Annotated in this window: 21 protein-coding genes and 1 pseudogene; 5 read left to right on the top strand and 17 right to left on the bottom strand. The window is 71.9% G+C overall.

All coding sequences use genetic code 11. The features are described 5' to 3' along the window. Positions 1 to 72: 72 nt before the first annotated feature. Positions 73 to 615: a GNAT family N-acetyltransferase gene (locus Q9R47_RS03135; protein WP_311231739.1), complete on the bottom strand. Its 543-nt coding sequence runs from the start codon at positions 613 to 615 to the stop codon at positions 73 to 75. 143 nt (positions 616 to 758) lie between these two features. On the opposite strand from Q9R47_RS03135, the gene Q9R47_RS03130 reads away from it, so the two are divergent. Together Q9R47_RS03130 and Q9R47_RS24270 are read left to right on the top strand one after the other, a co-directional pair. Further along, positions 759 to 1,043 carry a hypothetical protein gene (locus Q9R47_RS03130; RefSeq protein ID WP_311231738.1) on the top strand — a complete coding sequence of 95 codons (285 nt, stop codon included), beginning with the start codon at positions 759 to 761 and terminating at the stop codon, positions 1,041 to 1,043. Between the two features lie 630 nt (positions 1,044 to 1,673). Beyond that, positions 1,674 to 2,497: pseudogene (locus tag Q9R47_RS24270) on the top strand (diguanylate cyclase). 1 nt (position 2,498) lies between these two features. On the opposite strand, the gene Q9R47_RS03115 reads toward Q9R47_RS24270, so the two are convergent. The 10 genes from Q9R47_RS03115 to Q9R47_RS03070 form a co-directional block, all read right to left on the bottom strand. After that, positions 2,499 to 3,206, bottom strand: coding sequence for a riboflavin synthase subunit alpha (locus Q9R47_RS03115; RefSeq protein WP_311231736.1), 708 nt, complete (start codon positions 3,204 to 3,206; stop codon positions 2,499 to 2,501). Between the two features lie 116 nt (positions 3,207 to 3,322). Next, positions 3,323 to 5,566 (bottom strand): ATP-binding protein, encoded by a 2,244-nt coding sequence (locus Q9R47_RS03110; RefSeq protein ID WP_311231735.1) that lies wholly within the window; start codon positions 5,564 to 5,566, stop codon positions 3,323 to 3,325. 132 nt (positions 5,567 to 5,698) lie between these two features. Next, positions 5,699 to 7,066: an esterase-like activity of phytase family protein gene (locus Q9R47_RS03105; protein WP_311231734.1), complete on the bottom strand. Its 1,368-nt coding sequence runs from the start codon at positions 7,064 to 7,066 to the stop codon at positions 5,699 to 5,701. 50 nt (positions 7,067 to 7,116) lie between these two features. Continuing rightward, a complete protein-coding gene (locus Q9R47_RS03100) occupies positions 7,117 to 7,644 on the bottom strand; it encodes a DUF2127 domain-containing protein (RefSeq protein WP_311231733.1) in 528 nt (175 codons plus the stop codon). Between the two features lie 133 nt (positions 7,645 to 7,777). Beyond that, positions 7,778 to 8,632 (bottom strand): siderophore-interacting protein, encoded by an 855-nt coding sequence (locus tag Q9R47_RS03095; RefSeq protein WP_311231732.1) that lies wholly within the window; start codon positions 8,630 to 8,632, stop codon positions 7,778 to 7,780. A gap of 64 nt (positions 8,633 to 8,696) precedes the next feature. Continuing rightward, positions 8,697 to 9,209, bottom strand: coding sequence for a PadR family transcriptional regulator (locus tag Q9R47_RS03090; RefSeq protein WP_311231731.1), 513 nt, complete (start codon positions 9,207 to 9,209; stop codon positions 8,697 to 8,699). A 155-nt stretch (positions 9,210 to 9,364) separates the two neighbouring features. After that, positions 9,365 to 11,083: an FAD-dependent oxidoreductase gene (locus Q9R47_RS03085; RefSeq protein ID WP_311231730.1), complete on the bottom strand. Its 1,719-nt coding sequence runs from the start codon at positions 11,081 to 11,083 to the stop codon at positions 9,365 to 9,367. Positions 11,084 to 11,129: 46 nt separating this feature from the next. Next, complete coding sequence (locus Q9R47_RS03080; RefSeq protein ID WP_311231729.1) at positions 11,130 to 12,122, bottom strand: two-component system response regulator; 993 nt, start codon at positions 12,120 to 12,122, stop codon at positions 11,130 to 11,132. Next, a complete protein-coding gene (locus Q9R47_RS03075; RefSeq protein WP_311231728.1) occupies positions 12,119 to 15,790 on the bottom strand; it encodes a PAS domain S-box protein in 3,672 nt (1,223 codons plus the stop codon). The genes Q9R47_RS03080 and Q9R47_RS03075 overlap by 4 nt, the downstream gene beginning before the upstream one ends. Positions 15,791 to 15,952: 162 nt before the next feature. Further along, positions 15,953 to 17,515 (bottom strand): polyamine aminopropyltransferase, encoded by a 1,563-nt coding sequence (locus Q9R47_RS03070; protein ID WP_311231727.1) that lies wholly within the window; start codon positions 17,513 to 17,515, stop codon positions 15,953 to 15,955. A gap of 152 nt (positions 17,516 to 17,667) precedes the next feature. Here Q9R47_RS03070 and Q9R47_RS03065 point away from each other — a divergent pair, with 152 nt between their 5' ends. Further along, positions 17,668 to 18,660, top strand: a complete 993-nt coding sequence (locus tag Q9R47_RS03065) for a 2-dehydropantoate 2-reductase (protein WP_311231726.1) — start codon at positions 17,668 to 17,670, stop codon at positions 18,658 to 18,660. A gap of 12 nt (positions 18,661 to 18,672) precedes the next feature. On the opposite strand, the gene Q9R47_RS03060 is transcribed toward Q9R47_RS03065, so the two are convergent. The 4 genes from Q9R47_RS03060 to Q9R47_RS03045 all read right to left on the bottom strand — a co-directional run bounded on the left by Q9R47_RS03060 (position 18,673) and on the right by Q9R47_RS03045 (position 24,044). Further along, positions 18,673 to 20,901 (bottom strand): TonB-dependent siderophore receptor, encoded by a 2,229-nt coding sequence (locus Q9R47_RS03060; RefSeq protein ID WP_311231725.1) that lies wholly within the window; start codon positions 20,899 to 20,901, stop codon positions 18,673 to 18,675. 156 nt (positions 20,902 to 21,057) lie between these two features. Then, on the bottom strand, positions 21,058 to 21,282 hold the full coding sequence (locus Q9R47_RS03055; RefSeq protein ID WP_311231724.1) for a DUF350 domain-containing protein: 225 nt from the start codon (positions 21,280 to 21,282) through the stop codon (positions 21,058 to 21,060). Positions 21,283 to 21,327: 45 nt separating this feature from the next. After that, positions 21,328 to 22,860 (bottom strand): DUF4178 domain-containing protein, encoded by a 1,533-nt coding sequence (locus Q9R47_RS03050; RefSeq protein WP_311231723.1) that lies wholly within the window; start codon positions 22,858 to 22,860, stop codon positions 21,328 to 21,330. Between the two features lie 116 nt (positions 22,861 to 22,976). Beyond that, on the bottom strand, positions 22,977 to 24,044 hold the full coding sequence (locus tag Q9R47_RS03045; protein ID WP_311231722.1) for an SPFH domain-containing protein: 1,068 nt from the start codon (positions 24,042 to 24,044) through the stop codon (positions 22,977 to 22,979). 227 nt (positions 24,045 to 24,271) lie between these two features. Between Q9R47_RS03045 and Q9R47_RS03040 the strand changes: the two genes are divergently transcribed. Next, positions 24,272 to 24,550, top strand: coding sequence for a DUF2061 domain-containing protein (locus Q9R47_RS03040; RefSeq protein WP_311231721.1), 279 nt, complete (start codon positions 24,272 to 24,274; stop codon positions 24,548 to 24,550). A 55-nt stretch (positions 24,551 to 24,605) separates the two neighbouring features. Then, positions 24,606 to 24,743: a hypothetical protein gene (locus tag Q9R47_RS03035; RefSeq protein ID WP_160012674.1), complete on the top strand. Its 138-nt coding sequence runs from the start codon at positions 24,606 to 24,608 to the stop codon at positions 24,741 to 24,743. A gap of 18 nt (positions 24,744 to 24,761) precedes the next feature. Here the strand turns inward: Q9R47_RS03035 and Q9R47_RS03030 are convergent, their stop codons facing one another. Then, entirely contained in the window at positions 24,762 to 25,064 is a 303-nt protein-coding gene (locus Q9R47_RS03030) for a flagellar basal body protein (RefSeq protein ID WP_311231720.1), read from the bottom strand. A 297-nt stretch (positions 25,065 to 25,361) separates the two neighbouring features. Continuing rightward, positions 25,362 to 26,243, bottom strand: coding sequence for a LysR family transcriptional regulator (locus Q9R47_RS03025; protein ID WP_311231903.1), 882 nt, complete (start codon positions 26,241 to 26,243; stop codon positions 25,362 to 25,364). Positions 26,244 to 26,318 lie beyond the last annotated feature (75 nt).

Here is a 26,318-nt window from a genome sequence, read left to right as displayed (position 1 = left end):
GCAGGCCGTCGGCACCCCTGTGGCCAGACGCCGCGCGTTCGACACGCACGGGGATCGGCGGGCACGGAGCCGCTACAACAGCCGCTCCATGTAGACCGCCCCCGCGCCATAGCAAGCGAGCCGTTCGCGCGCCTCGGGCGACGCGGGCTCCCGTACCGCATAGCCCCGGCGCTCCCAGTAGGGGCGCGAGCCCTGCACCGACACCAGGGTGCTGTACCGCAGCCTTGCCGCGCGGGCGTCGCGCCACAGTGCCTCCAGCAGTGCGCCGGCCAGGCCGTGCCCCGCGCAGTCGGGGTGCACGGCCATGTCGTGCAGATAGAGCGTGTCGGGCTGGCCGGCCGGGGCCTCGAAACCGCCGTGCAAAGCGGTCACCTTGCCGCGCATGGAACGGTAGGCGGCCAGGTAGGCCAGCACGGCATCGCCCTCGACGGCGACCAGCGAACAGTTCGCGGGGCTGGCCAGGCGCTGCCCGAATACTTCGGCGCTTTCGAGGAAGCCGGTGCCATAGCAGGCCTGCTGTACCGCCATCAGGCCTGGAAGGTCCGCCGCCGCGAGCGGGCGGATGTCGACAGGGGGTGGCGGCGGCGGATGGCCGGTCTCGGTAGGTGCGGGCATGGCAGCGGAAGCAGGGGCGCCGGCAGCGCTTTTCCGGCAACGCGACCGTGGCGCAGTGATGCGATAGAGTGGCGATATCGTAGTTCTTCCCGTGATCAACGCCCCGGCGGCAGGCCCGTCCCGGTAACGGCCCTGCGCCTTCCATGTCCCTCCACCATCTCCTGCGCCTCGCCGGTGCCGTGCTCGCCGCCGTGACGGCCATTCTGGCCATGCATGCGAACTGGACCGAATGGAGGAGCTGGCGCGCGGCCGATGCCGGCTCGCGCGCACTCGCGGATCTGCGCCTGGGGCTGGTGGCGGCGGAGCGGGTGTCGCGCGAGCGCGGGCCCACCAATGCGCGGCTCGGTGCTTCCGACGGCCCGGCCGATCCGGCTTCCGTCACCGCCCTCGCGCAGGCGCGCGAGGCCACCGACCTGGCGCTGGCATAGCTGCGGACGGCGGTGGCGGGCCTTGCGCCTTCGGCGCGCACGGCGGCGCTCCCGTACGTTGTGGACGAGGCCGCGCAGGCGCTGGTCCGGGCGCGCACGGTGGCCGACGAGGTCATCGCCCGGCCGCACGCGCTTCGCACGCCCGACGCCATCCGCGACAGCGTTTATGGCCTCGTCGACGTGGTGCTCCGGCTGGCGCCCGCCACCAGCGCACTGATCGAAGCCGTGCGCACGGCCCAGCCGGCACTGGGCAGCGAAGCGCAGGCGCTGCAGATCACGGCGGAACTGCGCGAGCATGCCGGTCTGCTGGGTTCGCATTTCACGGCGGCGCTGACGGCGCAGCGGCCGTTCACGACCGAAGAGCGGCACGCCATCGAGCGCACGCGCGGCCGCATCCAGGCCCTGCACTTCCTGCTGGAGCAGCGGTGGGCGCGGCAGGAGGCCCCGCCCGCCGTCGCCCAGGCATGGGCGGCCGTGGCGGACGGCTACTTCGGCCATGCGGCGCGGGCCATCGTGGCGCCCGTGCTGGCCGCTGGCGAGGGCGACGGCCGCTACGGCATCACCGCCGCCCAGTTCGCGGCGCGCTACGTGCCCGAGCTGCAGAAGGTGGTGGCGCTGCGTGAGAGCGTGATGGTGCAGATGCAGCGCGAAGCGGCCGCGGCGCAGGAGCAGGCCCTGCACAGCCTGGTGGCGGTGGCCGGCGCCTCGGCCGCCCTCTGGGCGGTCCTCGCGGCCATGCTGTACGCGCTGCACGCCCGCGTGCTGCGCCCGCTGGCCCAGACCACGCGGGCCCTGCAGGAGCTGGCGGACAACCGGCTCGATTTCCCGCTGCCGCAGCCCGCCGCCGACGACGAGATCGCCGCGGTGGTCGGCGCCGTGCGCGCCCTGCAGGACCACACGCGCACCCGGCAGTCGCTGGAGCGCGAGCGCGACGGGCTCATCGCGCAGCTGCGGGAGCAGTCGCTCACCGATTTCCTCACCGGCCTGCCGAACCGCCGCGCCTTCTTCGCGGCGGCGCGCGAGCGCGTCACGCGGGCGCGGCAGCAGCATTTCGACGTCGCCCTGCTGCTGCTGGACGTGGACCTGTTCAAGTCCTTCAACGACCGCGAAGGCCACGTCGCCGGCGACGTGGCGCTGCGCGCCGTGGCACGCGCGGTGCGGGCGGTCCTGCGGCCGGACGACCTCGCGGCGCGCTATGGCGGAGAGGAATTCGTGGTGCTGCTGGGCCCCTGCCCGGGCACCGGGGCGCCGCGCGCGCGGAGCAACTGCGCCAGGCGATCGGAGCGACCCCGGTTCCGCTGCCGTCGGGCGAGCGCGCGCACCTCACGGTGAGCATCGGGGTCGCCATGTCGCAACGCCACGGCCTGGTGCTGGACCACCTGCTGTCCGAGGCGGATGCCGCCCTCTACCGGGCGAAGGACCGGGGGCGCAACCGCGTCGAAGAGGCGCCCTGAGTCAGCGCGGCAGCACCGCGGGCGGCCGCACCAGATCGTCGAGCGACAGGCCCTTCTCGCGCAGCAGCGCCTCCAGCACCGGGCGCAGCTCGCCCAGGCTCTCCTCGACGGCTTCGCGCACCGTGTCCACCACCACCTGGGTGCTGCGCTCGATCTCCACGTTGAGCGCGTCGCCCGCGCGCAGGTCCTCGAACACCGTGGCGCGGCGCGTTTCCGGAATGAGCCAGACCTCGAACCAGCCTTCGGCGCGGTTCACCTCGGCCACGGTGAGGCTCGCGCCGTGCAGCGCGATGTAGCCCTTGGCGAAGACGTAGCGGCGGAAGGCCGGCGGCACGGCCACGCGCCAGACGCGGTTGTTCTCGGAATCGCGCACGCTCTCCAGCGTGGCCGAGAAATCGATGTGGCCCGACAGCGGATGGCCGCCGATCTCGGCGCCGTCGCGCGCGGCCCGCTCCACGTTCACGCGCTGCCCGGCGCCATAGCCGCCCAGCGTGGTGACGTTCAGGCTCTGGAGCATCACGTCGAACGCGGCCGAGATGGGCGAGACGAGCCGCGTGACCGTGAGGCAGACGCCGTCCACGGCCACGCTCGCGCCGATGGCCAGCCCTTCGCAAAAGCCCGGCGGGAACTCGATCACGAAGGTGCGCAGGCCCTCGCGGTCCTGCAGTTCGGCGAGGGTGGCGGTGGCTTGGACGATGCCTGTGAACATGGCGCGGGGATCGGGGAAGGGGTGGGTGGGTGGAAGCGGAAAACCGCCCGGGCATTGTGCCACCCGGCCCGCCGCCTTCGCCGCCCGCGAAGCGGCCGACCCGCCCTGCGCCGGGGCTATGCGCCGAGGGCCGCGGCCAGGCGCGCCGCCAGCACCTCGAGGTCGAACGGCTTGGTGAGCACGCCCATGCCCGGGTCGAGATCGCGCTCGCCGATCACCGCCTGCTCGGCATAGCCGGTGATGAACAGCACGGGCAGCCGGGGGTGCAGCGCACGGCCGGCATCGGCCACCTGGCGGCCGTTCATGCCGCCGGGCAGGCCCACGTCGGTGAGCAGCAGGTCCGGCGCGGGCCCGCCCTGCAGCGCCTCCAGCGCCGAGGCGCCGTCTTCCGCCTCCAGCACGCGCCAGCCCCGGTCGCGCAGGAACTCCGCCACCGTGCAGCGCATGGCCGGCTCGTCCTCCACCAGCAGCAGCACCGGCGCCGGCCGGTCCGTGCCGGGTGCCGGGGCCGGAGGCGAAGCCTGGGCGCCCGCGACGTCCTCCTCCGGCTCGGCGCCGTCCGCGGCCGCATGGCGCGGCAGACAGAGCGTGATCTTCGTGCCCTGCCCGGGCGCCGAGACGATCCGCGCCGATCCGCCCGACTGCTGGGCGAAGCCATAGACCATCGACAGGCCCAGTCCCGTGCCCTGCCCGATGGGCTTGGTGGTGAAGAACGGCTCGAAGGCCCGCTCGACCACCTCGGGCGCCATGCCCGCACCGGTATCGGCCACGGTCAGCGTCACGTAGTCGCCGGGCGGCAGCCCGGCCGCACCGGCCGGTTCCGGCTCGCCGGGCCCGGGTGGCGGGACCACGCGGTGGGCGGTGGAGATGCGCAGCGTGCCGCCGCCGGGCATGGCGTCGCGCGCGTTGATGCACAGGTTCAGCAGCGAGTTCTCGATCTGGCCGGCATCGGCGCGGACCTTCCACAGCCCCGCCGTGGATTCGAACCGCACCGCGATGGAGGGCCCCACGGTGCGCTCCACCAGGTCCAGCAGTCCGGCGACCAGCAGGTTCAGGTCCACCACGCTGGGGGCGAGCGTCTGCCGCCGCGAGAAGGCGAGCAGCCGGTGGGTGAGCGCGGCCGCGCGCTTGGCGGAGCGGTGGGCCGTTTCGATGCAGCGTCCGAGGTCGCCGTGGCGGCCCTGGGACATGCGCAGGCGCATCAGGTCCAGGCTCGCCATGATGCCGCCCAGCAGGTTGTTGAAATCGTGCGCGATGCCGCCGGTGAGCTGGCCCACGGCCTCCATCTTCTGCGCCTGGCGCAGTGCCTCCTCGGCGGCCATGAGTTCGCGCGTGCGCTGCTCCACCTTCGACTCCAGCGTGTCGGCCAGCCCACGCAGCTGCCGCTCCGCGGTGCGCCGCTGCACCGCCATGCGCGTGCGGTGGGCCACGCTGCGGATCAGCGCCAGTTCGTCGGCGGACCAGGACCGCGGCCCCGGATGGTTCAGGAACAGCATCGCGACCAGGCGGCCGTCCTCGATGAGGGGCAGGTTCACCAGCGCACCCGCCTGCACCGCCCGCAGCGCGGACGTGTGCCCGGACGTGCGCGGGTCGGTGGAGATGTCGTTCACCACGACGATGTCGCCGCGCAGCAGGTCCTGGTAGAAATGGCCGTAGTGGGGCAGATGGTGCCGGCCGGCGGCCGTGGACATGCCCAGGTCGGTCCAGTCGCGGTAGATCGTGACCGTGTTCGTCCCGTCGATGTCGCCGTATCCCGCGCGCCCCACGGCGAGCATCTCGCCCAGCAGGCGCGCCGCCGCGTAGGCCATGTCGGCCGGCTCGTCGAGCGCGCGGAAGCTGTCGTCGAGCTGCAGCAGCGCCTGCATGCGGCGCTCGGCGAGCGTCTGGTCGGTGACGTCCTGCACCGTGCCGGCGATGCGCAGGCTGTGCCCCGCCGTGCCGCCATGCACGCGCGCCCGCACCTTGAGCCAGCGCACCTGGCCGTCCAGGCGCCGGATGCGGTGGTCCATCGCGTATTCCTGGCGCTGCGCGATGCTCTGCTCGAACGCGGCGCGCACGCGTGGCATGTCGTCCGGGTGGACGGCGGCCGCCACGGCCCGCGCGGACAGCGGCTGCTCGGCGCGCAGGCCGAATTGCTCCCGGCACACCTCGGAACTCGTGAGCTCCATCGTCTCCACGTCCAGCTCCCAGAGGCCGAGCCCGCCCGCGGCCGCGGCGAAGCGCAGGTGCGCCTCCAGCTCCTCGAGCGTGCGCGGGCGCGGCTGCGCATCGGGGGGCGCCGCGGGAGGGCGCGCCGGGAAGGCAGCGGCCGCGCCGTCATCGGGACCGGTGCGGGAAGGCAGGGCGGGCGGTTGGGTCAATGGATGGAGACTTCCCGGACGGACCCGGGACGGGCTGCGCCGGGCAGCCGGTTTGCGGGTGGACTGCCGGGATTGTGACCCAACCGCAGCGGCATGCCGTGTCCTGGCGGCAAAGACCGGCGGCGCCCGCCCTCAGCGCGCCCGCAGCAGCCCGCCCGCCTCGATGAGCACCAGCTCGTTGTCGTCGGCACGGCGCGGGTCGCGGCTGGAACTGAAGGGCAGGTTGTTGTCGTTGCCCACCACGATGTGGGTGGCGTCCACCACGTCCACGTTCTCGATGGTGAAGAACGGGAAGGCGAGCGCGCCCCCGGTCAGCGGCTTCCTGGCGAGGCGCTGCGGGTCCCGGATGTCCAGCAGGTCGATGTAGCCCACCTTGCGCAGCGGGCCGCCGGCATTGGCGTCGGTCAGCTCGACCTTGTAGACGCGCTTGAACTTCGCCACGTCGTGGAAGCAGTCCGCGCGCTTCTGCCCTTCGGCACACGCCAGGTCGGGCGTGCCCTCGCCGTTGTCGCGCTCGATGACGAGGCCCATGGTGGGGTCGATCATGTTGAAGTCGCCGATGGCGTTCTGGTTGGCTTCGAGCACGTATTTCCAGTGGCGGCCGGTCCATTTTTCCGACTGCACGTCGAACTCCAGCACGCGCAGGTACTGCCGGCCGCCCTCCATGGATTCGTAGGCCTTGGCAGACTCGTCCCATACCGGGCCCTCGAGCAGCGCGTAGAGCCGGCTGCCGTCGGGGCTGGACGCCATGCCCTCGAAGCCCTTGGAACGCTTGATGTCGAAGGCCGGCGCCTTGGCGTCGGGCGCGGCGGCGGTGGTGAGGGCGGGATGGTCGGGCGAGCGCACGACGCGGCCGTCCACCTGGGTGTCGAACACCGCCAACACGCGGCCGTCCAGGTCGGCCTTGATGAGGAAGGGGCCGAACTCGTCGCCGATCCAGAGCGCGCCGCCCGCGAACTGGAAGCTCTCGGGATCGAAGTCGGCGCCGGTCAGGTAGCGCTCCTTAGTGCCTTCTTCGGCGATGCGGAAGGGCACCTTCTTGTCGGGATCGTGCAGGAACACGGTCTTCAGGCGCTCGAACTGCCCGGTCTTGAAGTCCACCGCGTAGTGGTTCAGGTAGAGCATGAAGTCCGGCGAATTGGCCTTCGCGCCGGCGCCGTTGTCCGTGAGGATCCAGAAGCTGCCGTCGGCCATGCGCTTGATGCCCGAATGGCCCTGCAGCGGCTGGCCCTCGAACGGCAGCGAGACCCCCGTGGGCCGGCCGGCGGAGGTGCCTTCGACGGTGCCCACGGCGTCCACGCGCCGCGCGGTGGTGAACTTGCCGCTGGTGCGCAGGTCGGCGGGCGCATCCGCCGGGGCGGGGATGAAGGACTGCGCGGGCAGCACGGCGTGGCCGGCGAGCGTGGCGGGGAAGGCCGCCGTCTGCGCATGGGCACAGGAGAGGGCCGCGAACGACAGCAGGGTGGCGGCGAGCGGGACGAAGCGGAAGGCAGCAGGCATGCGGGAACACCGGGACGGATGGAAACCCGCGACGATGCCGGCGTTCGATGTCAGGCCGGTGACGGCCGCTTCCACAGCCGCCAGGCCAGGTAGGCGACGACCGCGGCGTTCACCACGATCACCGCGGTCGCGGCGAGCGACGGCCGGTGCAGCCAGTGCCATGCCTCGAACGGGATGTAGAGCCCGCCCGAGAGCGCACCCAGCGCCTCTCCCCAGGCGCGGCCCGTCCAGAGCCCGTAGGCCTCGACGAAGCGCAGGGCGGCATACGCGGTGATCGCCAGGAGCAGCCACCGCAGGTCCTCGTGCGCCCACAGGTCGATGCGGGACAGCAGCATCGCCGGATAGCGCTCCCCCGGCGCCAGGCCCACGTGCCCGATCAGCGACACCGCGACGCGGTGCAGGTCGTGGTGCACGAGGCCCAGCAGCCCCGCTCCGGCCAGCAGGGCCACGGCGCCCTTGAATGCCTCGAAACCCGCGATGGTCCGCAGGGCGCGCAGGCCGGCGCCATCCTCCGCGCGCGCGGGAACGGAAGAACCCCGTCGGGACGGGCCGGAAGGCGGCGGATCGTGGCGGGACATGGGCGTGGGTCGGGCGAAAGAAGGCCCCGGCTGGAGCCAGGCCGGCAGTATCGCGCCGGCCGCGGCTCTTCCTTATCGGACGGGGCCGCGTCCTGCCGGGCCGGGACGGGGCGCCAGGCCTCCCGGTGCGCCGTCAGTCGTCGTGGGTCTCGTGCGTGGCCGCGGTGCCGCGCCGCCAGTAGCCCGACGCCTTGATCCACTTCGGATGCACGCCGCGCTCGCCCACCAGGTGCTGGCGCAGGGCCTTGGCCACGGCGGTCTCGCAGGCCACCCAGGCGTGCACGTCGCCGGCAGGCAGCGGCAGCGCCCGCAGGGCGTCGAGCAGCGGGCCGGGCCCGCCGGCCGTGCCGCCCCCGCGGTGCACCCACCGGATGCGCGCCGCGGCCCGGGTCGGCAGGGGCTGCTCGTCGGCCGGGCCGTCCACTTCGATGAGCGCGAGCACGGGCGTGGCCTCGGGCAATTCGGCCAGGCGGCGCGCGATGGCCGGCAGCGCCGTGTCGTCGCCGATCAGCACATAGCCGTCGAAGGCGAGCGGCACCAGCAGCGAGCCGCGGGGCCCGCCGATGCCGATGCGCTGGCCCGGGGCGGCCTGCAGTGCCCAGGCCGTGGCCGGTCCGGCGTCGTGCACGGCGAAATCGATGGCGAGCGTGCCGGCCTGCGCGTCGTGGAGGCGCGGCGTGTAGTCGCGCATGGCCGGGCGCGGCGCCCCCGGCACCGGCGCGCCCTGGGCATCGACGGCGGGCAGCAGCGCCTCGCCCGTGGCGGGATCGGGCAGGAACAGCTTCACGTGGTCGTCGAAACCGGGGCTGTGGAAGCCGTCGAGTTCTTCGCCGGCAAGCGTCACGCGCACGCAGTGCGGGGTGATGCGCTCGGCGCGCTGCACCGCAAGGGTCCGCAGGCGCAGTTCGTGGCGCACGCGCTGCAGCGCGCGGGTTTCCAGCTGTGCGGGGGTCGGCTGGGAAGAAGGGGGAAGAGCAGTCTGGCTCATGGGCAATCCTGGAGATGGCGGCCGGTGCGGCAGGCCGCGGGGGGAAAAGTCGGATGGGCGCGGTTCACAGCCGCTCGATCCGGCGGGCCGCTTCGTCGAGCAGGTCGGCGATCGCATGGACCTGCGCCGTGTCCAGCGGCGGGCCCGCCAGGCGCATGTGCAGCGCTTGGCGCAGGTTGTGCACCGCGCGCTCCACCGGCGCGGGCCGGGCGGCGCCGCGCCCTCCGTCGGCCATGCGGGCGAGCAGGGCCTCGACCTCGTCGCGATGCGCCTGCAGGTGTTCGAGGCCCGCATCGGTGACCGTGTGGAGCTTGCGGCCACCGCCTTCGGCGCTCACGGTGACGTGGCCCAGTTCCTCGAGCAGGGTGAGGGTCGGGTAGATCACGCCCGGGCTCGGGCTGTAGCTGCCGCCCAGGCGCTCCTCGATCGCCTTGATGAGTTCATACCCGTGCCGGGGCCGGTCGGCGATGAGCCGCAGCAGCACGAGGCGCAGGCCGCCGTGCCCGAACACGCGGCCGCCCCCGCGCCGGGGCCCGGCCGGTGCGCCGCGGGGGTCGAGCAATTCGATGTCTTTCATGGTGAATTCCGATATATCTATATCGATAAGATATATCGAATTCATATCGAATTGCACATGCAGACGGCATTCCCGTACAGCATGCAGGGTCATGGATCGATCGACGGCCCCCGTCCGTCGCCTTCCGCCCGCGGCGGCCGGCGCGCCGGGGCCGCTCAGGCAGCGGCCGCCATGCCCGCCGCGTGCCCGCGCGTGAAGGCCTCTTCGAACACCGAATACCCCGACCAATCCGCGTGCGCGAATGCGAGGCGCGCGGTGCCGGGGACGGCGGGCGCGGCGATGCGCTCGCCGTTCGCCAGCAGGTAGCGCTGCCGCGCCGCCGGCATGCGGCCGACCCGGCTCAGGAAGTCCTGCGTGCCGGGCACGGGAATCGCCATGGCGTGGCCATAGCGGGTGATCTCCACGCGCGTGATGCGGGCGTGCAGGTCGGGGTGCGGGGCAGCCAGGCTGGCCAGGATGGCGTCGCGCCAGTGCGTCCAGGGCTGCTCGGCCAGCTGGCGGCGGCCGTCCGGCACGTCGCCGAGCGCGCGGTAGTAGGTGAGCACCGTGGGCCCGGGACGGGGGTCGAGGCGCTGGTGGCCCGCATCCACGTACCCCAGGCCTCCGGGGGCGGGATCGTCGTAGAGCACGTTGTCCCACGCGGGAGCCGCGCCCTCGCGGTCGGCGAGCGGAGCGTCGATGCGCAGGTTGGCCACCAGCCACGGCGCCCACTGCAGCCGCTGCGCGGCCTGGGCGAGGAAGGCCGGCGGATTGCGCACCACGCGCGCGGCCACGTACACCGGCATGGCCACCACGCAGCGCCGGGCCTGCCAGCGCTCGATGCTGTCGCTCGCGTGGTGCAGCACGTCCACTTCCACGCCGCGCCGGTTCTCCTCGATGCGCAGCACCGTGCTGCCCGAACGCAGCAGCCCCGCATCGTCCAGCGGCCCGGCCAGGCGCCGGGCCAGCCAGCCGTTGCCCTCGGGCCAGGTCAGCACGCCCTCGCGCTCGCGCTCCTCGCCGCCCGCGGCGTCGCCGGGCGCGTGGAAGCCGTGGCGGCTCGCGAAGTAGTGGATGCCCGCCCAGGCCGAGACGCGCGCGGCGCCCGCGCCATAGTCGTCGCGGCAGCAATAGTCCAGGTACCAGCGCAGGTGCGCGTCGCCCAGGCCCTCCTGGTCCAGCCAGGCGCCGAAGGTCTGCGCATCCAGCGCGCGCAGCGGCGCCGCCAGGGGCTGGTCGCCCCGCCACAGCTTGAACGTCGGCATGGCGAAGCGCGCGGCGCGCCCCAGTTCGGCCACGCGCTCGGAAAACCGCCGGTACTGCGCGATCGTGTCCGCCCCCACGCCGTTCATCGGCAGCAGGCCGTCCTGCCAGGCGCCCCGGAAGAACAGGCGTTCCTGCGGGCTGTGGCAGAGGCTCGCCTCGTCGATCTGCCAGCGGCCCGCCACGCGGCGGCGCAGGCCGAGTTCCTCCAGCAGGTCCTGCACCTCGCGCGCGCCGTCGCCGGGCACGGGCAGGTAGTGCGCGCCCAGCGGGCAGGCGATGCCGTCCACCTGCCCGGCACGGCTGTTGCCGCCGACGGTGTCCTCCATCTCCAGCAGCACGAAGTCGTCCACCCCGGCCAGGCGCAGCGCGCGCGCGGCCGCCAGGCCCGCGATGCCCCCGCCCGCCACCACCACCTGGGTGCGGCGCACGATGTCGGGCTCGATGGCCCCGCCCTTCTGCAGGCGGTCGCGCAGTGCATGGCCCCGGGCCATGTCGATGCCCGTGTAGCCTCCGGGCAGGTCGCGCGGTGGCGGCTCGCAGCCCGCCAGCGAGAAAGCGGCCGTGGCCGCGGCACCCCGCAGCAGGGTGCGGCGCCGCAGCGCGGGAAGATCGGTGGGGAAGGCGGACATGCGGCGTACTCTACGCCAGGGCCGTGGCAGGCCCGCGCCCGCGGCGCTACTCCGCCCAGCGCTCGCGCACGGCCCGGATCTCCGGCTCCAGGGCGATGAAGGGCTCGACCAGGGCCGGGTCGAAGTGGCGACCGGATTCCGAGCGCAGATGGCAGAAGGCCGTCTCCATGCTCCATGCTTCCTTGTAGGGGCGGCGCGTGGTGAGGGCATCGAACACGTCGGCGATCGCCACGATGCGCGCCGCGAGCGGAATCGCCTCGCCGGCCAGGCCCTCGGGATAACCGCTGCCGTCCCATTTCTCGTGGTGCGTGAGCGCGATCTGCCGCGCCACGCACAGCACGCCGCCCGCATGCTCGCCGATGATCTCCGCGCCGATTTTGGGATGCCGGCGCATCACCGCCCACTCCTCGGCGTCGAGCTTGCCGGGCTTGAGCAGCACGGCATCGGGGATGCCGATCTTGCCCACGTCGTGCATCGGCGCGGCATGCAGGAGGTCTTCCGCCCAGGCGTCCCCCATGCCCACCGCCAGCGCCAGCAACTGGGCGTAGTGGCTCATGCGGATGACGTGCATGCCGGTTTCGTTGTCCTTGTACTCGGCGGCACGGCCGAGCCGCTGCACGATCTGCAGGCGCGTGGCACGCAGCTCCTCCGCCCGCGCGAGCGAGAGGTGCGTGCGCACCCGCGCGCGGACCACCGGGGCGCTCACGGGCTTGGTGATGTAGTCCACCGCGCCGGCCTCGAAGCCCCGCGCCTCGTGGCCCGCCTCGCCCAGGGCGGAAACGAAGATCACCGGAATGTCCGCGATCGCCGGATCGGCCTTGATCGCCTCGCACACGGCATAGCCGTCCATGGCGGGCATCATCACGTCCAGCAGCACCAGATCGGGCCGCTGGCGGCGCACGATGTCCAGCGCCCGGACCCCGTCCGTAGCGAACAGCAGGCGGTACTCCTCCTGGAGCACGTGGCGCAGCACCTGCAGGTTGGCGGGCTCGTCGTCCACCAGCAGCAGGCGCGGACGGAGGTCTTCGGTCGCTGTCATGTCGGCAATGCTTCCGCCACGGCACGGCTGCCGCGCAAGGTGTGCAGGCAGGCGCGCGCGGCGTCGAAATCGAACCGGTCCAGGGTTTCCTGCAACCGCGCCGCATCCGCCGCGGGCAGCCCGGCGGACAGCAGCGCCAGCGGCGCCTCGGCCAGTTCGGACCGCGCTAGCGCCTGGTCCATCGCCTCCATGGCCTGCCGCAGCAGCGCGGGATCGACCGCGCCCGCCGCGGCGGGCGCGGCTCCGCCGGGCGCTGGCGACTGCTGCCGCAGCGCCTCGCGCACGGACTCCAGCGCCGGCGCGATGGCCTGCATCGCGGAGCGGGCGAGCGCCGCGTCTGCGTCCCGTGCGGCGCGTTCGAGCACGGCCGCCGCGGTCTGCAGCCGCACCAGCGACAGATTGCCGGCCGCGCCCCGCAGGCGGTGCGCACCCCGGGCCACTTCCGGCCAGTCCCCGCCGTCCACCGCGGCCTGGAGCCCGGCGGCCAGCGGGCGGGCGTCCTGCATGAAGCGGTCGATGGCACGGTGCAGCGCGGACGGCTGGCTCCAGACCTGCAGCCCACGGTGCCAGTCGATCGGCGGAACGGGCGACACGGGCGGCACGGGCAGCGGTTCGGGCCCGGGCGCCTCCGGCGCCCGCAGCGCGGCCTGCACGGCGAACCCTGCGGATGCCGCATGCGGAAGTCCGAGCACGCGCGCCATCTCCTGCGCGAGGCGGGCAGGCTCCACCGGCTTGCTGGCGAAACCGTCCATGCCCGCCGCGCGCGCGTTGCGCCGGTCCTGCTCGAGCACGCTGGCCGACAGCGCGACGATCGGGGTGGGGCGGTGGCCGCTCTTGCGATCGTGCTCCCGCAGCAGGCGGGTGGCCTCGAGCCCGTCCATGTCCGGCATCTGCAGGTCCATGAGCACGAGGTCGAAACGCCCGGAGGTGAAGGCCTCGACGGCTGCCGAACCGCTCGGGGCACAGACCACCGTGTGGCCCGCGCGTCCCAGCAGGATGTCCAGCAGCTCCAGATTGGCCGGGACGTCGTCCACGGCCAGCACCCGCAGCGGCGGCAGGTCCACGCGGCGCAGCACCCGCTCCGCCGCGGCGGCCTCGGCGGGCGGCAGCGGCAGCCGCACGGTGAACGTGCTGCCCGTGCCCACCGCGCTCTGCACGGCGATGCTGCCACCCATGAGTTCGGCCAGTTGCCGGGCGATGGTGGTGCCCAGCCCCGTGCCGCCGAAGCGGCGCGTGGTCGAGGCGTCCGCCTGCGAAAACAGGTCGAAGATGCGGCCCATGCTCTCGGTATCGATGCCGATGCCGGTGTCCTCCACCGCCAGCACCAGATCGCCGCGCTCCCGCCGCACGCGCAGCGTCACCCGGCCCTGGTGCGTGAACTTGATCGCGTTGCCCAGCAGGTTCAGCAGGATCTGCTGCACGCGGAACCCGTCGCCGTGCCAGAACTGCGGCACGGCCGCGGGATAGTCCACCTCCAGCGCCAGACCCTTCTTGGCGGCATGGATGCGCAGCGAGGCGAGGATCTGCTCGCACAGGTCCTGCAGGCTGAAGTCGGCGGCCTCCAGTTCCACCGCGCCCTTCTCGAGCTTGGCGGTGTCCAGGATGTCGTTGAGCAACCGCAGCATGGACCGCGACGCCTGGTGCGCTATCCCCAGGTGCCGGCGCTGCGCCGCATCCAGGGTGGTGTCCAGCAGCGCCTCCGTGAAGCCGATGATGGCGTTCATGGGGGTGCGGATCTCGTGGCTCATGTTGGCCAGGAAGGTGGCGCGCGCCTGGGCCGCCTGCTCGGCGCGCTCCTTGGCGCGGCGCAGGTCCTGCTCCATGGCACGGCGGCCGCTCAGGTCGGTGGCGAACTTGACGATCTTGGTGGTCCGCCCCTCCGCGTCGAGGATGGGGTTGTAGGTGGCCTGGATCCACACATGCCGCCCGCCCTTGCCCAGGCGCTGGTATTCGCCGGCATCCAGTTCGCCGCTGGCCAGGCGCTCCCACATCGCTCCGTACGCCGGATCGCGCACGTACTCCGGCGTGCAGAAGAGGCTGTGGTGCTGCCCCGCCACTTCGTCGAGCGTGTAGCCCATGAGGGACAGGAAGTTGGCGTTGGCGGAGAGCAGCCGGCCCTGCAGGTCGAATTCGGCGACCGCCTGGGCGCGGTCGAGCGCGCACAGCACCCCCGAGAATTCGGCGTTGCGGGCCTTGGATTCGGAAATGTCCAGGATGACCCCGTCGAGCCATTCCACCGCCTCGCCAGTACCGGCCATGCCGCGGCCGGTTTCCGACACCCACACCAGCGCGCCCGAGCGGGCGACGAGGCGGTATTCGAGCTGGTACGGCCGGCCCGCGGCCACCGCGCACGACACCTCCTCCCAGGCACGCTCGGCGTCTTCGGGGTGGATGAGGCGATCGAAGCCGATGCGTCCGGCGATGAAGTCGGCCGCGGCCCAGCCTGTGAGGGCCTCCACCGCGTCGCTGATGAACAGCATCGCCCAGTCGCGCTGGTAGCGGCACCGGAAGGCCACCCCCGGAATGTTGCCGACCAGCGAACGCAACTGCTCTTCGCCGCGGCGGCGCTCGGCCTCCAGCGCCTTGCGCTCGGTCAGGTCCACCAGGAATCCCACGAACACCGGGCGGTCCGGCTGCTCCACGCGGCCCACCGAAAGGCGGATGTCCACGCAGGAGCCATCCTTGCGCAAGGCCTGCATCTCGTGGACGGCGCCCGCGGTCCAGGCCAGGCCGGCTTCCAGATCGCCGCGCAGGGCGCGCGCGAGGTGGTCGCGCTGCGGCGCCGGCACGAGGATGCCTGCGCTGCGCCCCAGCACCTCCGCTGCGCGCCAGCCCAGCAGGCGCTCGGCCGCCCCGTTGAACGACTGGACCGTGCCTTCCGCGTCGATCACCACGATGCCGTCCGCTGCGGTGTCCACCACCGCGCGCAGGTGCAGCGCGGTGGCCATGGCCTGCCGGTAGAGCCGCCGGTGGCGCAGGGCGCTGCTCGCGATGGTGATCAGCATGCCCAGCACCATCGTCACCACGGCGATGGCCAGGGGCAGATAGCCGCCCGCACGGGCGCCGGGCACCAGGAACGGCTCCGCCGGCCCCGCGAGGCGCAGGGCATCCACGCTGATGTAGTGCATGCCGGCGATGGCCAGCCCCAGCACCGTGCCGCCGACCACCTCGGCCAGCCACGGCGGCACGTCCCTGCGCCGCTGCAGCCAGAGGCGCGCATGCAGCGCCGCGATGGACATCCCCACGGCGAACACCACCGACGCGGTGAAGCCGGCGGCGTCGTAGCGCATCACCGGCGAGAGGCTCGAGGCCGACATGCCCAGGTAGTGCATCAGGCCGATGCCCGCGCCGACCACCGCCCCGCCGGCCGTGGCGCCGCGGCTGCCGATCGTGGGCCGCGCGAGCACCGACAGGGCCATCAGCGACGCCAGCACGCTGGGCAGCACCGACAGCGCCGTGGTCCCGGGCCGGAAAGCCCCTTGGGCGCACAGGTCGAAGGCCAGCATGCCGACGAAGTGCATCGCCCAGATGCCGCCGCCCAGCGCCAGGGCCCCGGAGAACACGATCGCCTGGCGAGTGAACACCGTGGCCGCGGTTCGCGCGAGCCCGACCATGTGCATCGCCATGGTGGACGACGCGATCGCCAGCCCCACCGACAGCGCCACCATCCACGGATCGTGGCTCCAGGCCAGAAAGGGATCGCTTCCCGTGCCCTCAGCAGAAAAAAACCGGTCCAGCACAGGCAGTATTGATAAAAATGAATACTACATTGTGCCCCATCCCGTCAATTTCAGCACATTGCAGGGAGATAGGGGTCTGGCCAGCGAGGCTCAGTGCGCCGCCACCCGTCCCCACTCCTGCTCGTAGGTGTGCACCAGCACCTGGTTCGACAGGCGGTTCACCTCGGCCGGCACCCGGGCCATGTCGAGCGGGAAGTCGAAGAGCAGCGGCAGCGTGGCCGGCGAGAGAAAGCGCAGCCCCTCGGGCAGGCGCTCCGGCAGGCGCCACGGCCGCCGGCTGGCGATGACGAAGCCCCATTCGCCGAAGCTCGGCACGTGCACGTGGTACGGCGCCACCGCGAGGCCGGTCGACTCGATGGTCTGCACCACGGTCCAGAAACTCTGTCGCGCCACCAGCGGGGACGTGGTCTGCACCACCGCGTAGCCGCTGGCCGCGAGGCGCTGCTCCAGCAATGCATAGAAGCTGTTCGTGTAGAGCTTGCCGATCGCGAAGTTCGTCGGATCGGGGAAGTCCACCACGATCACGTCGAAACTGGAATCCCCCTCACTCCCCTCCTGCAGCCACTGGAACGCATCGGTGTTGACGATGCGCACCCGCGGATCGTTGAGCGCACCCGCGTTGAGCCGCACCAGCGCCGGGTCGGTGCGGAAGAGCCGGGTCATCGCCGGGTCCAGCTCCACCAGCGTGACCGACTCGACCGAGGGATACTTCAGGATCTCGCGCACCGCCATGCCGTCGCCGCCGCCCAGCACCGCCACGCGCTTCGGCGCCCCGTGGGCCGACATCGCCGGGTGCACCAGCGCCTCGTGGTAGCGGTACTCGTCGCGCTCGGCGAACTGCAGGTTGCCGTTCAGGAACAGCCGGTAGCCCGAGCGGCCGTGCGTGACCACGATGCGCTGGTAGGGCGAGGCGCTGGCGATGACGATGCGGTCCTGGTAGAAGCGGTCCTCCGCCAGGCGGGTGATGTGCTCGGCCCCCGCGAAGCCCGCCAGCAGCGCCCCGAGCACCGCCGCGCACGCCAGCGCATGCGCCCGGAAGCGCCGCAGCTCGTGCCGGAACAGCCACAACGCCCACACCGCCACCACCGCGTTGAAGATGCCGAACAGCAGCCCCGTGCGCACCAGCCCCAGGTGCGGCACCAGCAGCAGCGGGAACGCGAGCGACACCGCCAGCGCGCCCAGGTAGTCGAAGGTGAGCACCTGCGACACCAGGTCCTTGAGCGCCACGTTGCGCTTGAGGATGCGCATCACGAGCGGAATCTCCAGCCCCACCAGCATGCCGACCAGCAGCACCATGCCGTACAGCAGCAGCCGGAACGCGCCCGGCACGTAGGCGTTCGCCAGGAACAGCAGCGCGGGCAAGGCCCCGCCCACCACCGCGACCAGCAGTTCGATGCGCAGGAAATGCGCGGGCAGCTGGCGATCGAAGTACCGCGACAGCCACGAGCCCATGCCCATCGCGAACAGGTAGGTGCCGATGACGGTGGAGAACTGCAGCACCGAATCGCCCAGCACGTACGAGGCGAGCGCACCGGCGGCGAGTTCGTAGAGCAGGCCGCAGGCGGCCACGACGAACACGCTGGCGAGCAGGGCGACGTCGAGGGGCCGGGGCGCGGCGGTGGCCGGCGGCAGGGAAGCAGGGGTGGCGGTCAAGCGCGCTATTTTGCGGGATGGATTCCCGCCTTTCCGTGGACCAGAGGGCACACGGGCGCGGAATGTCCGGAACGGTGAGCCGCCCGCCAGGCGCCACAATGCGGCGGGCCTTGATGGAGACCTCTTTTCCACGGCCGCACGGAAGGAACCGCATGCCATTCATCGTCATGGGCGCCGGCGCGATCGGCCTCTACGTGGGGGGGCGCCTGGCCGCCGCCGGGCAGGACGTGGCGCTGGTCGGGCGACCGCGCATCCTGGACGCGCTCGCCCGCGACGGCCTGCGCGTGAGCGACCTGGACAGGTTCGATGCGCACCTGCCCCCGGGCCGGCTGCGGCTGGCGGAGACGCCCGATGCCCTGGCCTTCGCGCCGGACACCGTCGTCCTGCTCTGCGTGAAGGGTGGCGGCACGGCGCAGGCCGCCCGGGCGCTGGCCGCTGCCTGCCCCGCGGGCCTGCCGGTGGTCTCGCTGCAGAACGGCGTGGAGAACGTGGCGCGCATCGCGGCCCATGCGCCGGCCCTGCACCCCATCGGAGCCATGGTGCCCTACAACGTGGTGCTGCGCGGCACGCACGTGCACCGTGCGACCACGGGCCGCATCCACCTGCAGCGCGATCCGGCTGCCGCCACGCTGGCCGGTGCCTTCTCCGCCGCCGGCATCGATGCGCTCGCCGTGGACGACATCCAACCCGTGCAGTGGGGCAAGCTGCTGCTGAACCTCAACAACCCGGTGAATGCGCTGTCGGACCTGCCGCTGCGCGACGAGCTGCAAGTCCGCGATTTCCGGATCGTCTTCGCCGCGCTGCAGTCCGAGGCACTGCGCGCCATGGCGCGTGCCGGCATCCGCCCCGCGCAGGTCGCGCCCGTGCCGCCGGCACTGCTGCCGCACGTGCTGCGGCTGCCCGACGCGCTGTTCACGCGGCTCGCGCGCCGCATGCTGCGCATCGACCCGGCCGCGCGCTCCTCGATGTGGGACGACCTGGAAGCCGGCCGGCCCACCGAGATCGACGACCTCTGCGGCGCCGTCGTGCGCCTGGCCGCAGCGCATGGCCTGCGCGCGCCCTGCAACGAACGCATGTGCGCCCTGCTGGCCGGTCCGCGCCAGCGGCTCACGGGTGCGCAGATGCGCCAGGCCCTGGGCCTCTGAGCGGCCCCGGCGTCAGAACTGGTAGTTCACGCTCACCAGCAGCGAGCGCGGCGTGCCCGGCAGCCCGCTGGTGCCCGGGCGCCAGTACTCCTTGTCGAACAGGTTGGAGACCGCCGCCGTCACCGTCCACGGCGCGGCGCGCCAGCCGACGAGCGCGTCCCAGCGGCTGTAGCCCGCCATGCGCGACGTGTTGGCATCATTCGCCCAGCGCGGGCCCGCGTGCGTCACGCCCAGCTCGCCATACCAGGGGCCGGACGGCGCGTAGCGCACGAACAGGTTGCCCGTGCGGCGGGCCACGTCGCGCAGGTCCTTGCCCTCGAGCGCGCGGTTGGCCAGGTTCTCCACCACTTCCGCGTGGGTGATGCCCGCGCCCCCGCGCACGTACCAGCCGGCCGCCACGCGGCCCGACACGGTGAACTCCAGCCCGCGCGAGCGCTCCTTGCCGCGCACGGCCCAGACGTCGGGCTCGTTGGTCGCGTCGGGCTGGTAGCGGATGTTGTAGTGCTCGATCTGGTAGGCCGAGAACTGCGTGGAGAGCGCGCCCTGCAGCCAATCGCTCTTGATGCCCGCCTCGAACTGGCGCGAATACTGCGGCTCGTCGTCCTGCGCGCCGCTCACGCCCAGCATGCCGCGCCCGCCGTACGGCGAGAAGCTCTTGCTGTAGGAGGCATACACGCTGTGCTCACGGCTGGGCTGCCACACCAGGCCCGCGCGCGGGCTCACGGAGCTGCCGCTCGAATGGCGCCAGGCGTCCGTGAGCCGGTTCAGGCTGTCGAAGTCGTAGTCGTCGTAGCGCGCACCCACCAGCAGCTTCCACTGCGGCGTGAGGCTGATGAGGTCCTGCGCGTAGAGCGCCCGGGCTTTGGCCAGATGCAGGTTGTGCTGCGTCGGCGTGCCCTGCGCGGGCCGCACCGCGTTGAACACCGGATTGAACGGATCGACGAAGCCGTTGCTCGCCGCGGTGGAGAAGAGCCGCGGCTGGCGTTCCTCGTCGCTGTGCTCCACGCCCACCAGCAGCTCGTGCGCCATGCCGGCCAGCTCGGCGCGGCCGGTCAGGTCCACGGTGTGGATGGTGGTCTTGTTGTTCGTCTGCTGCCAGGCATAGCTCTGCCGCAGCAGGCCCGGGTTCGTGCACGCCGCGCCCGTGGGCGTGCGGCCACGGGCATTGCAGTAGGTGCCCAGGAAGTAGTGGTCGAAATCCTGCCGCGCCTCGCGCTGGCTGGCCACCCAGCGCACGCTCCACCGCGGATTGAAGTCGTAGCCCAGGTCCGAGCGCAGCACGCGCAGGCGGTCTTCCACGTAGTCGCCGGGCTGCGCGAACCCCTGGCGCGGCGAGATGCCCGCGGGCAACTGCTCGTAGGCCGGGCCGCGGTCCGGCACGCGCCAGACGTTGTCGTAGGTGTACTGGCCCGTCCAGCGCAGGCCCGTGCGCGTGTCCACGAGGATGCTGGGCGACACCATCTCGTTCCTGTTGCGGATGCCGCTGCGGAAGCTGTGCGCCTGCTCGCGGTCGGCCGTGAGGCGCACGGCCACGTTCGGGCCCAGCACGCGGTTGATGTCCAGCGTGCCGCCCACGTTGTCCCACGATCCGCCGCGCAGCGTGGCGCTGCTCTTGGCGTCGAAACGCGCCTGCTTGCTCACCAGGTTGACCACGCCGCCGCCCGCGCCGCGGCCGTAGAGCACCGACGCCGGGCCCTTGAGGATCTCGATGCGCTCCACGTTCGCGGTGCTGCGGCGCACCTGCCCGCCCTCGCGCACCCCGTCGCGGTAGATGTCGCCCGAACTCACGTCGAAGCCGCGGATCGTCAGCCCCTCGCCGCGCATGTCGTAGTTCGCGGTCACGCCCGGCTGGCCGTCGAGCATGGTGGCGAGGTCGTTGATGCCGTAGCTCTTGTACTTGTTCACCTCGACCGTGTCGATGGTCTGCGGAATGTCGCGCGGCGCGGTATAGGTCTTGGTGGCCGTCGTCACGCCCTCGGGGCGCACGTCGTCGGGGTCGAACTGCGCGCCCGACACGTGCACGGTGGGCAGCGCGGCCTGCGCGGCGGCGGTGCCGTCCGCGGGGGATTCGGCCTGGGCCCAGGCCGCGCCCGCGAGGCCCGCCCACAGCATGGCGGCCCGCAGGGGCGTGGTGCCGAAGTGGGGCGTGCCGTGAAGAAGGGCTGTTGAAAGAGGGGCCTGCGCGTCGGCCAGGCCGCGGCTTCGCTTGCGCCGCGCTCGGGAAAGGATGGGTTTCGCCATGTCGCTCTCGGAAAACCGGCCGCCACCCACGTGGCTACGGCCGTGTTACAAAAGCGGCGAATTGTAATGACAATGATAACTATTCTTAATAATTCATCCACAGTCCATCCAGGATTTCCGTGGGGTGGCGGGGCGGACGCGGCACCCCGGGCCTCCTCATCCTCCGTGGATCGCCGCCGCCACGATGACGCTGATGCCCAGGCACATCGCGGCCACCACCATCGCCAGGGCCTTGTTCTGCTTCTCGACGATCTCGGCCCAGAGGTCGTAGGGCGTGAGCTTGTCGATGACGATGAAGCTGATCCAGAACACCAGCACGCCGATCAGCGCGAACAGGATGGAGCCGAAGAACGCGGCGGGATGCAGCCAGTCGAGGGTCATGGTGAACTCCTTCATTGAACGAAGAAAAAAATGTGCCGGGCCGCGCTACTTGTGCCCGCCCCCGCTGGACCAGCCCCCGAAGGAGCCGCCCGAGGAGCGGTAGCTCGACGAGGTGCAGTTCTCGCGCTGCGGATCGCACGACGAGCTGCAGCCCCGCGAGAACAGCAGCAGGAGCACGATCAGCACCAGCGCGACGAGCACCACGGTGCCGCAGCCCACGCTGCCCACCGTGCCCGCGCTCGCCAGCGGCGCCGCGTCGTCGCGCTTGAAAAGATCCTTGCGGCCCTCGAGCTTGAAGGCCTGCGCCACCAGGGCGCTGTCCACCAGGCTGCCGACCGACCAGGTGATCTCGCGCGGCGTCTGCTCCATCGACAGCCGCCCCTTGCCGCCCGCGCCGCTGAAATCCCGGTTCTGCGTGACCTGCCCGCGCGCCACGGGCCAGTAGAACTCGCCCTGCGCGTACGTGGTCTCGGCACGGTACTGGTAATCCAGCCGGTAGGTGCTCTGCAGGTAGGTGGCGCTCTGGCCGTTGGCGGACAGCTTGGGCGCGCCCGTGGCCGGCCGTACCAGGCTCCAGCCGTCGGAGGCATCCACGAGGAAGGCGAAGCCGCGCTGGCGGTGGTAGAGCAGGTATTCGTCCCAGCCGAAGGTCTCGTCGTCGTCCGGCTCCTGGCCCATGCGGTGCTGGAAGCCCACCACCTGCCAGTCCACGCCTTCGAGCCGGCCCGTCGAACCCAGCGGGATCAGCGGCTGCACCGGCTCGTCCTGCACCGCGTGGCGCAGCTCGCCGCCGATGCCGCCCGAGATGTCGATCAGGCTCGCGCACGAGGGGCAGGTCAGGCTCTTGGTGGTATCCAACGCCACCTGCACCGGTGCGCCGCAGTGCGGGCAGCTGAACTGGCGCGCCTTTTCCTCTTTGACCGACTCCTTGCGCAGGCCCTGCATGCGCAGGTCTTCCAGGCGCACCGCCCGGCCGCGCTCCACGCGCGGGGGCGACTGCGAATAGTCGATCGACAGCACCTCGCCCTGCTCGCTGCGCAGCTCCACCACGGCGAACGGCTGGCCCAGCGGCGGCAGCTTGGGCAGCTCGCCCTGCGCCGACAGCAGGTGCGCCTGCACGTTCGCCGCCACGCTGTAGGGCGTGCCGTTGATCGCCGTCGTGGCCCCCACCCGGAAGCGTTCCGGCGCCGGCAGCTCGCGCCCCGGCCCGGCGGGCCGCGTGAACACGTAGCCGCCGTTGTCCTCGCCCAGCGTGGCGGTGGTGCCGTCCTCCAGGATCGCGTTCCACTCGGTCCACGTGCCCGTGTCGGCCTTGTATTGCAGCCGCCCGATCAGCGTAAACGGCTGCTCGCGCCCGTCCAGCACCGCGCGGCCGCTCGCCATGAGCTGCAGCGGGCTGTGGTCGTCGAACACCTCGGCCATCTTGCCCACGCGCGACAGCACCTCCCCGCTGCGCACCACGGTGCTCTGGCAGTAGGGACAGACGGCATGCGTGGACTGCGCGCTGCGGAATTCGACCGGCGCGCCGCAGCCTGGGCAGGGCGCGCGGTAGTGGCGCTGGGTGGAGGGTTCGGCCATGGAGGAGTCGGTGTGGTCGGCCTCCTGCCGGCAGTTGCGCCGGCAGGGCGTGGATCACGCCGCGGCGGCCGGTGGCATCGCCATCCGGCACCCGCGGCGCGTCGGGGCTCGCCCGCTCAGACCAGCTTCTTGAGCAGCTCCACCTTCTTGGCGTCGAACTCTTCCTGCGTGAGGATGCCCTTGGCCTTGAGGTCGCCCAGCTTCTCCAGCGTGGCCATCACGTCCTCGGGCCGCACGCCCGCCATGGGCGCGGAAGCCGGGGCCGCCGGCGCCGCGCCGCTGCCGGCGGAGGCCGGCGCGCCCCCCTGCAGGCCCTGCTGCAGGTTCTGCGCCAGCACCTGGCCGAGCGCCACGCCCGCGCCCAGGCCCATCGCGTCGCCCGCGATGCCGCCGCCCCCGCTGCCCGCGCCTTCGGCGAACTTCGGGATCGACTGCGCCGTCTGGTACTGCATGAACTTGCCCATGTCGTTGCCGACCATGCCCATGCCGATCTTCTGGTCGAGGATCTTCTGCAGTTCCTCGGGCAGCGACAGGTTCTGCACCGTCATCGCCTCCAGCTGCAGGCCGACCTTCGCGAACGCGGGCTGCAGCTCCTTCGCGAGCGCATCGGCGAACATGATCTGGTTGGCCGCGAGGTCGAGGAACGGCAGGCCGCTGGAGGCGATCGCGTTGCTGATGTTCTGCAGCACCAAGCCGCGCAGCTGCCCGTCGAGCTCACCCACCGTATAGGCCGCGCGCGTGCCCGAGATCTCGGTGTGGAACAGCTTCGGATCAGCCACGCGGTATGCATAGTTGCCGAAGGCGCGCAGGCGCACCGCCCCGAAATCCTTGTCGCGGATCGTGATCGGCTGCGGCGTGCCCCACTTCTGGTCCACCTGCTGGCGCGTGCTGAAGAAGTACACGTCGCTCTTGAACGGGGACTCGAACAGCTTGTCCCAGTTGCGCAGGTAGGTGAGCACTGGCAGCGTCTGCGTGGTCAGCTTGTAGGTGCCGGGGCCGAACACGTCGGCCACCTTGCCCTCGTTGACGAACACCGCCATCTGCGACTCGCGCACCACCAGCGTGCCGCCGTTCTGGATTTCCAGATCGCGCATCGGGAAGCGCCACGCCAGCGTTCCGTCGTCGTCTTCCGTCCACTGGATGATGTCGATGAACTGCTTCTTGATGAAGTCCATGAGGGCCATGCGGTGCTCCGGCTTGGGTGAAGAGAGGAGAGGAAAGGAAAGGCAGGGAAAGCGGCGGCGATCCCGTCCGCGCGAGGCCGATCATAGCGGCGCCCGGCCACGGCGCTATCGCCGGTTTCGAGAGGATCAATTGGCGCGCGGAGATGCGAATGCCTAGCATTCACCCATCCCCTGCGAACACCGCCCGACCGACCGGGAAGCCAGGAAAAGAAAGAAAGAGAGCCGCCATGGACCGCATCCGCCACGCCACCCGCCAGAACCTCCCCACACTCATGAAGACCGGCAGCTACTACCTCATCCACATCTGCGTGGCGGCCCTGGTGGCCTATGCGGTCACCGGCAACCTGATCGCCTCGCTCACGCTCAGCCTGCTGGAGCCCACCGTGCAGGCCGTGGCGTTCTTCTTCCACGAGACGGCCTGGCAACGCGCCAGCGTGCGGCGCGCGGCAGCGGCTGCGGGCGCTGCCGTGGACACCACCCCACAACCGGCCGCCGCGGGCGCCTGACGCCAAGAGAAGAGAAAAGACCAGAAAGAGAACGGTAGAAAGCAGGAGAACCGCCATGCACCTCCTCGTGCCGCGCAGCGCATCGGCGCATCCGCACCATGCGTACGCCACCGCGACAGCCCCGCAGATCCGGTCGGCGCCTTTCGCCCACTGGCTGGTCGAACGCCTCGCCGGCCTCGCCACGGGGCACTGAGCCCCGCCGCAGGATCGGTCAGGCGCGGGTATCGAGCAGCGAGCCGAGCATGCGGTCCTCGGTCTTGACCGCCTGCAGATTGGCCGAGAAGGCATAGGTCGCGGACATCTGGCCCACCACGTCCTCCTCCAGCGAAGCGCCCTCCGCCGGGGCCCGGCCGACGCGCGCCTCCACCCCACCCTGGTCCGGCACCGCGGCCTGCTCCACCGTCTGGCGGCGGAAACCTTCCGTGTTCACGTTGGCCACGTTGTGCGCCGACGTGTCCAGCTGCAGCTGCGCGGCGCGCAGGCCGGACGAGGCGATGGAGGAGATGGAAGACATGTGGGGAGCCCCTGCAGGGAATGGCGGTGTGCGGATTATGGGCGCCTGGAGCAAGAAATGCGATGGCATCCCGCGACTGCGGGCGGCCTCTGAACAGCCCCCATCCGTGCGGCCATGACCGCATGCCACCTACCCAGTGAGCCTCAGGCCGCATGCCACTGCAAGGGATGCACGGCCTTCATGATTGCCGGGAGGACTGCGGAGGAAGTCCGGGGTCACGCTGCATCCAGCTGTGCCGATTTGCGCTCTGCCACGCTCTGGATGTTCGCGACTGCACAGGCTGTGGTCACCCCCACCTCACCCATGCGCCCGCGCCAGGCATTCCCCGAACGCCTGCGCCGCCCTCGACGGCGCCGGTGATCGCCTGACCAGCCCCACGAACCGGCACTCGTAGCGCAGCAGCTCCGGCCGCACCGCCTGCATGCGCCCCCGCCGCTCGAAATCCTCCGCGTAGTGGTCGGGCAGAAATCCCAGGTACCGCCCCGACAGGATGAGCGTGGCGATCGACTCCTGGTCGAACCCCGTGGCCGCGCGGGCGAAGCGGGCGCGGTGGCTGAGTTCCATGTTGGGCGAGTGGTAGCCCAGGCCGGCGAAGGGGTAGGCGCGCACGGCGTCCCAATCCAGGCCCGCGTGGTCGGCACCGAAGATCGGGTGGCCCGCGCCGCAATAGAGCAGCATGGTCTCGCCGAACAGGTCCGTATAGACCAGGCTCTGCGAGCTGCGGTGCGCGGGGATGATGCCGACCTGGTAGCTGCCGTCGATCACGCCGCGCTCGATGGCGTTGATCGGCCCCACGTGCAGCTGCAGCTCCACCTCGGGCGCCTGCCGGCCGAAGGCGGCGATCGCCTCTCCGATGCGCGCCGCCGGGTTGCTGGCGGTCTTGTCGAACACGGCCACGGCCAGCTGGCCGCCCATGCGCGCATGGATGTCGTCGATGCCGTCGCGGAAGCTGCGCACCGAGGCCAGCAGGCGCAGCGTTTCCTCATAGACGCGCTGACCCTCGGGCGTGAGCGCGAAACCCGCCCGGCCGCGGCGGCAGAGCGTGAGGCCCAGGCGCGTCTCCAGGTCCTTCATGTGGCGGCTCACGGTGCTGGTGCCGATGTTGAGCTCCAGTTCGGCCGCCGCCATGCCGCCGCACTCCACCACGCTCTTGAACACCTGCAGCAGGCGCAGGTCCATGTCGCTGAGCTGGCCGAGCACGGCACGCTCGCGGGTGGCCGGGACGGGGCCCGGCAGCGGGGACGGCAGGGCGGA

The sequence above is a fragment of the Acidovorax sp. PRC11 genome, assembly GCF_031844105.1.
Taxonomy (GTDB): domain Bacteria; phylum Pseudomonadota; class Gammaproteobacteria; order Burkholderiales; family Burkholderiaceae_C; genus Paracidovorax.
Note: the sequence above shows the minus strand (reverse complement) of the source record. Positions and strands in the feature narration are given on the sequence as shown.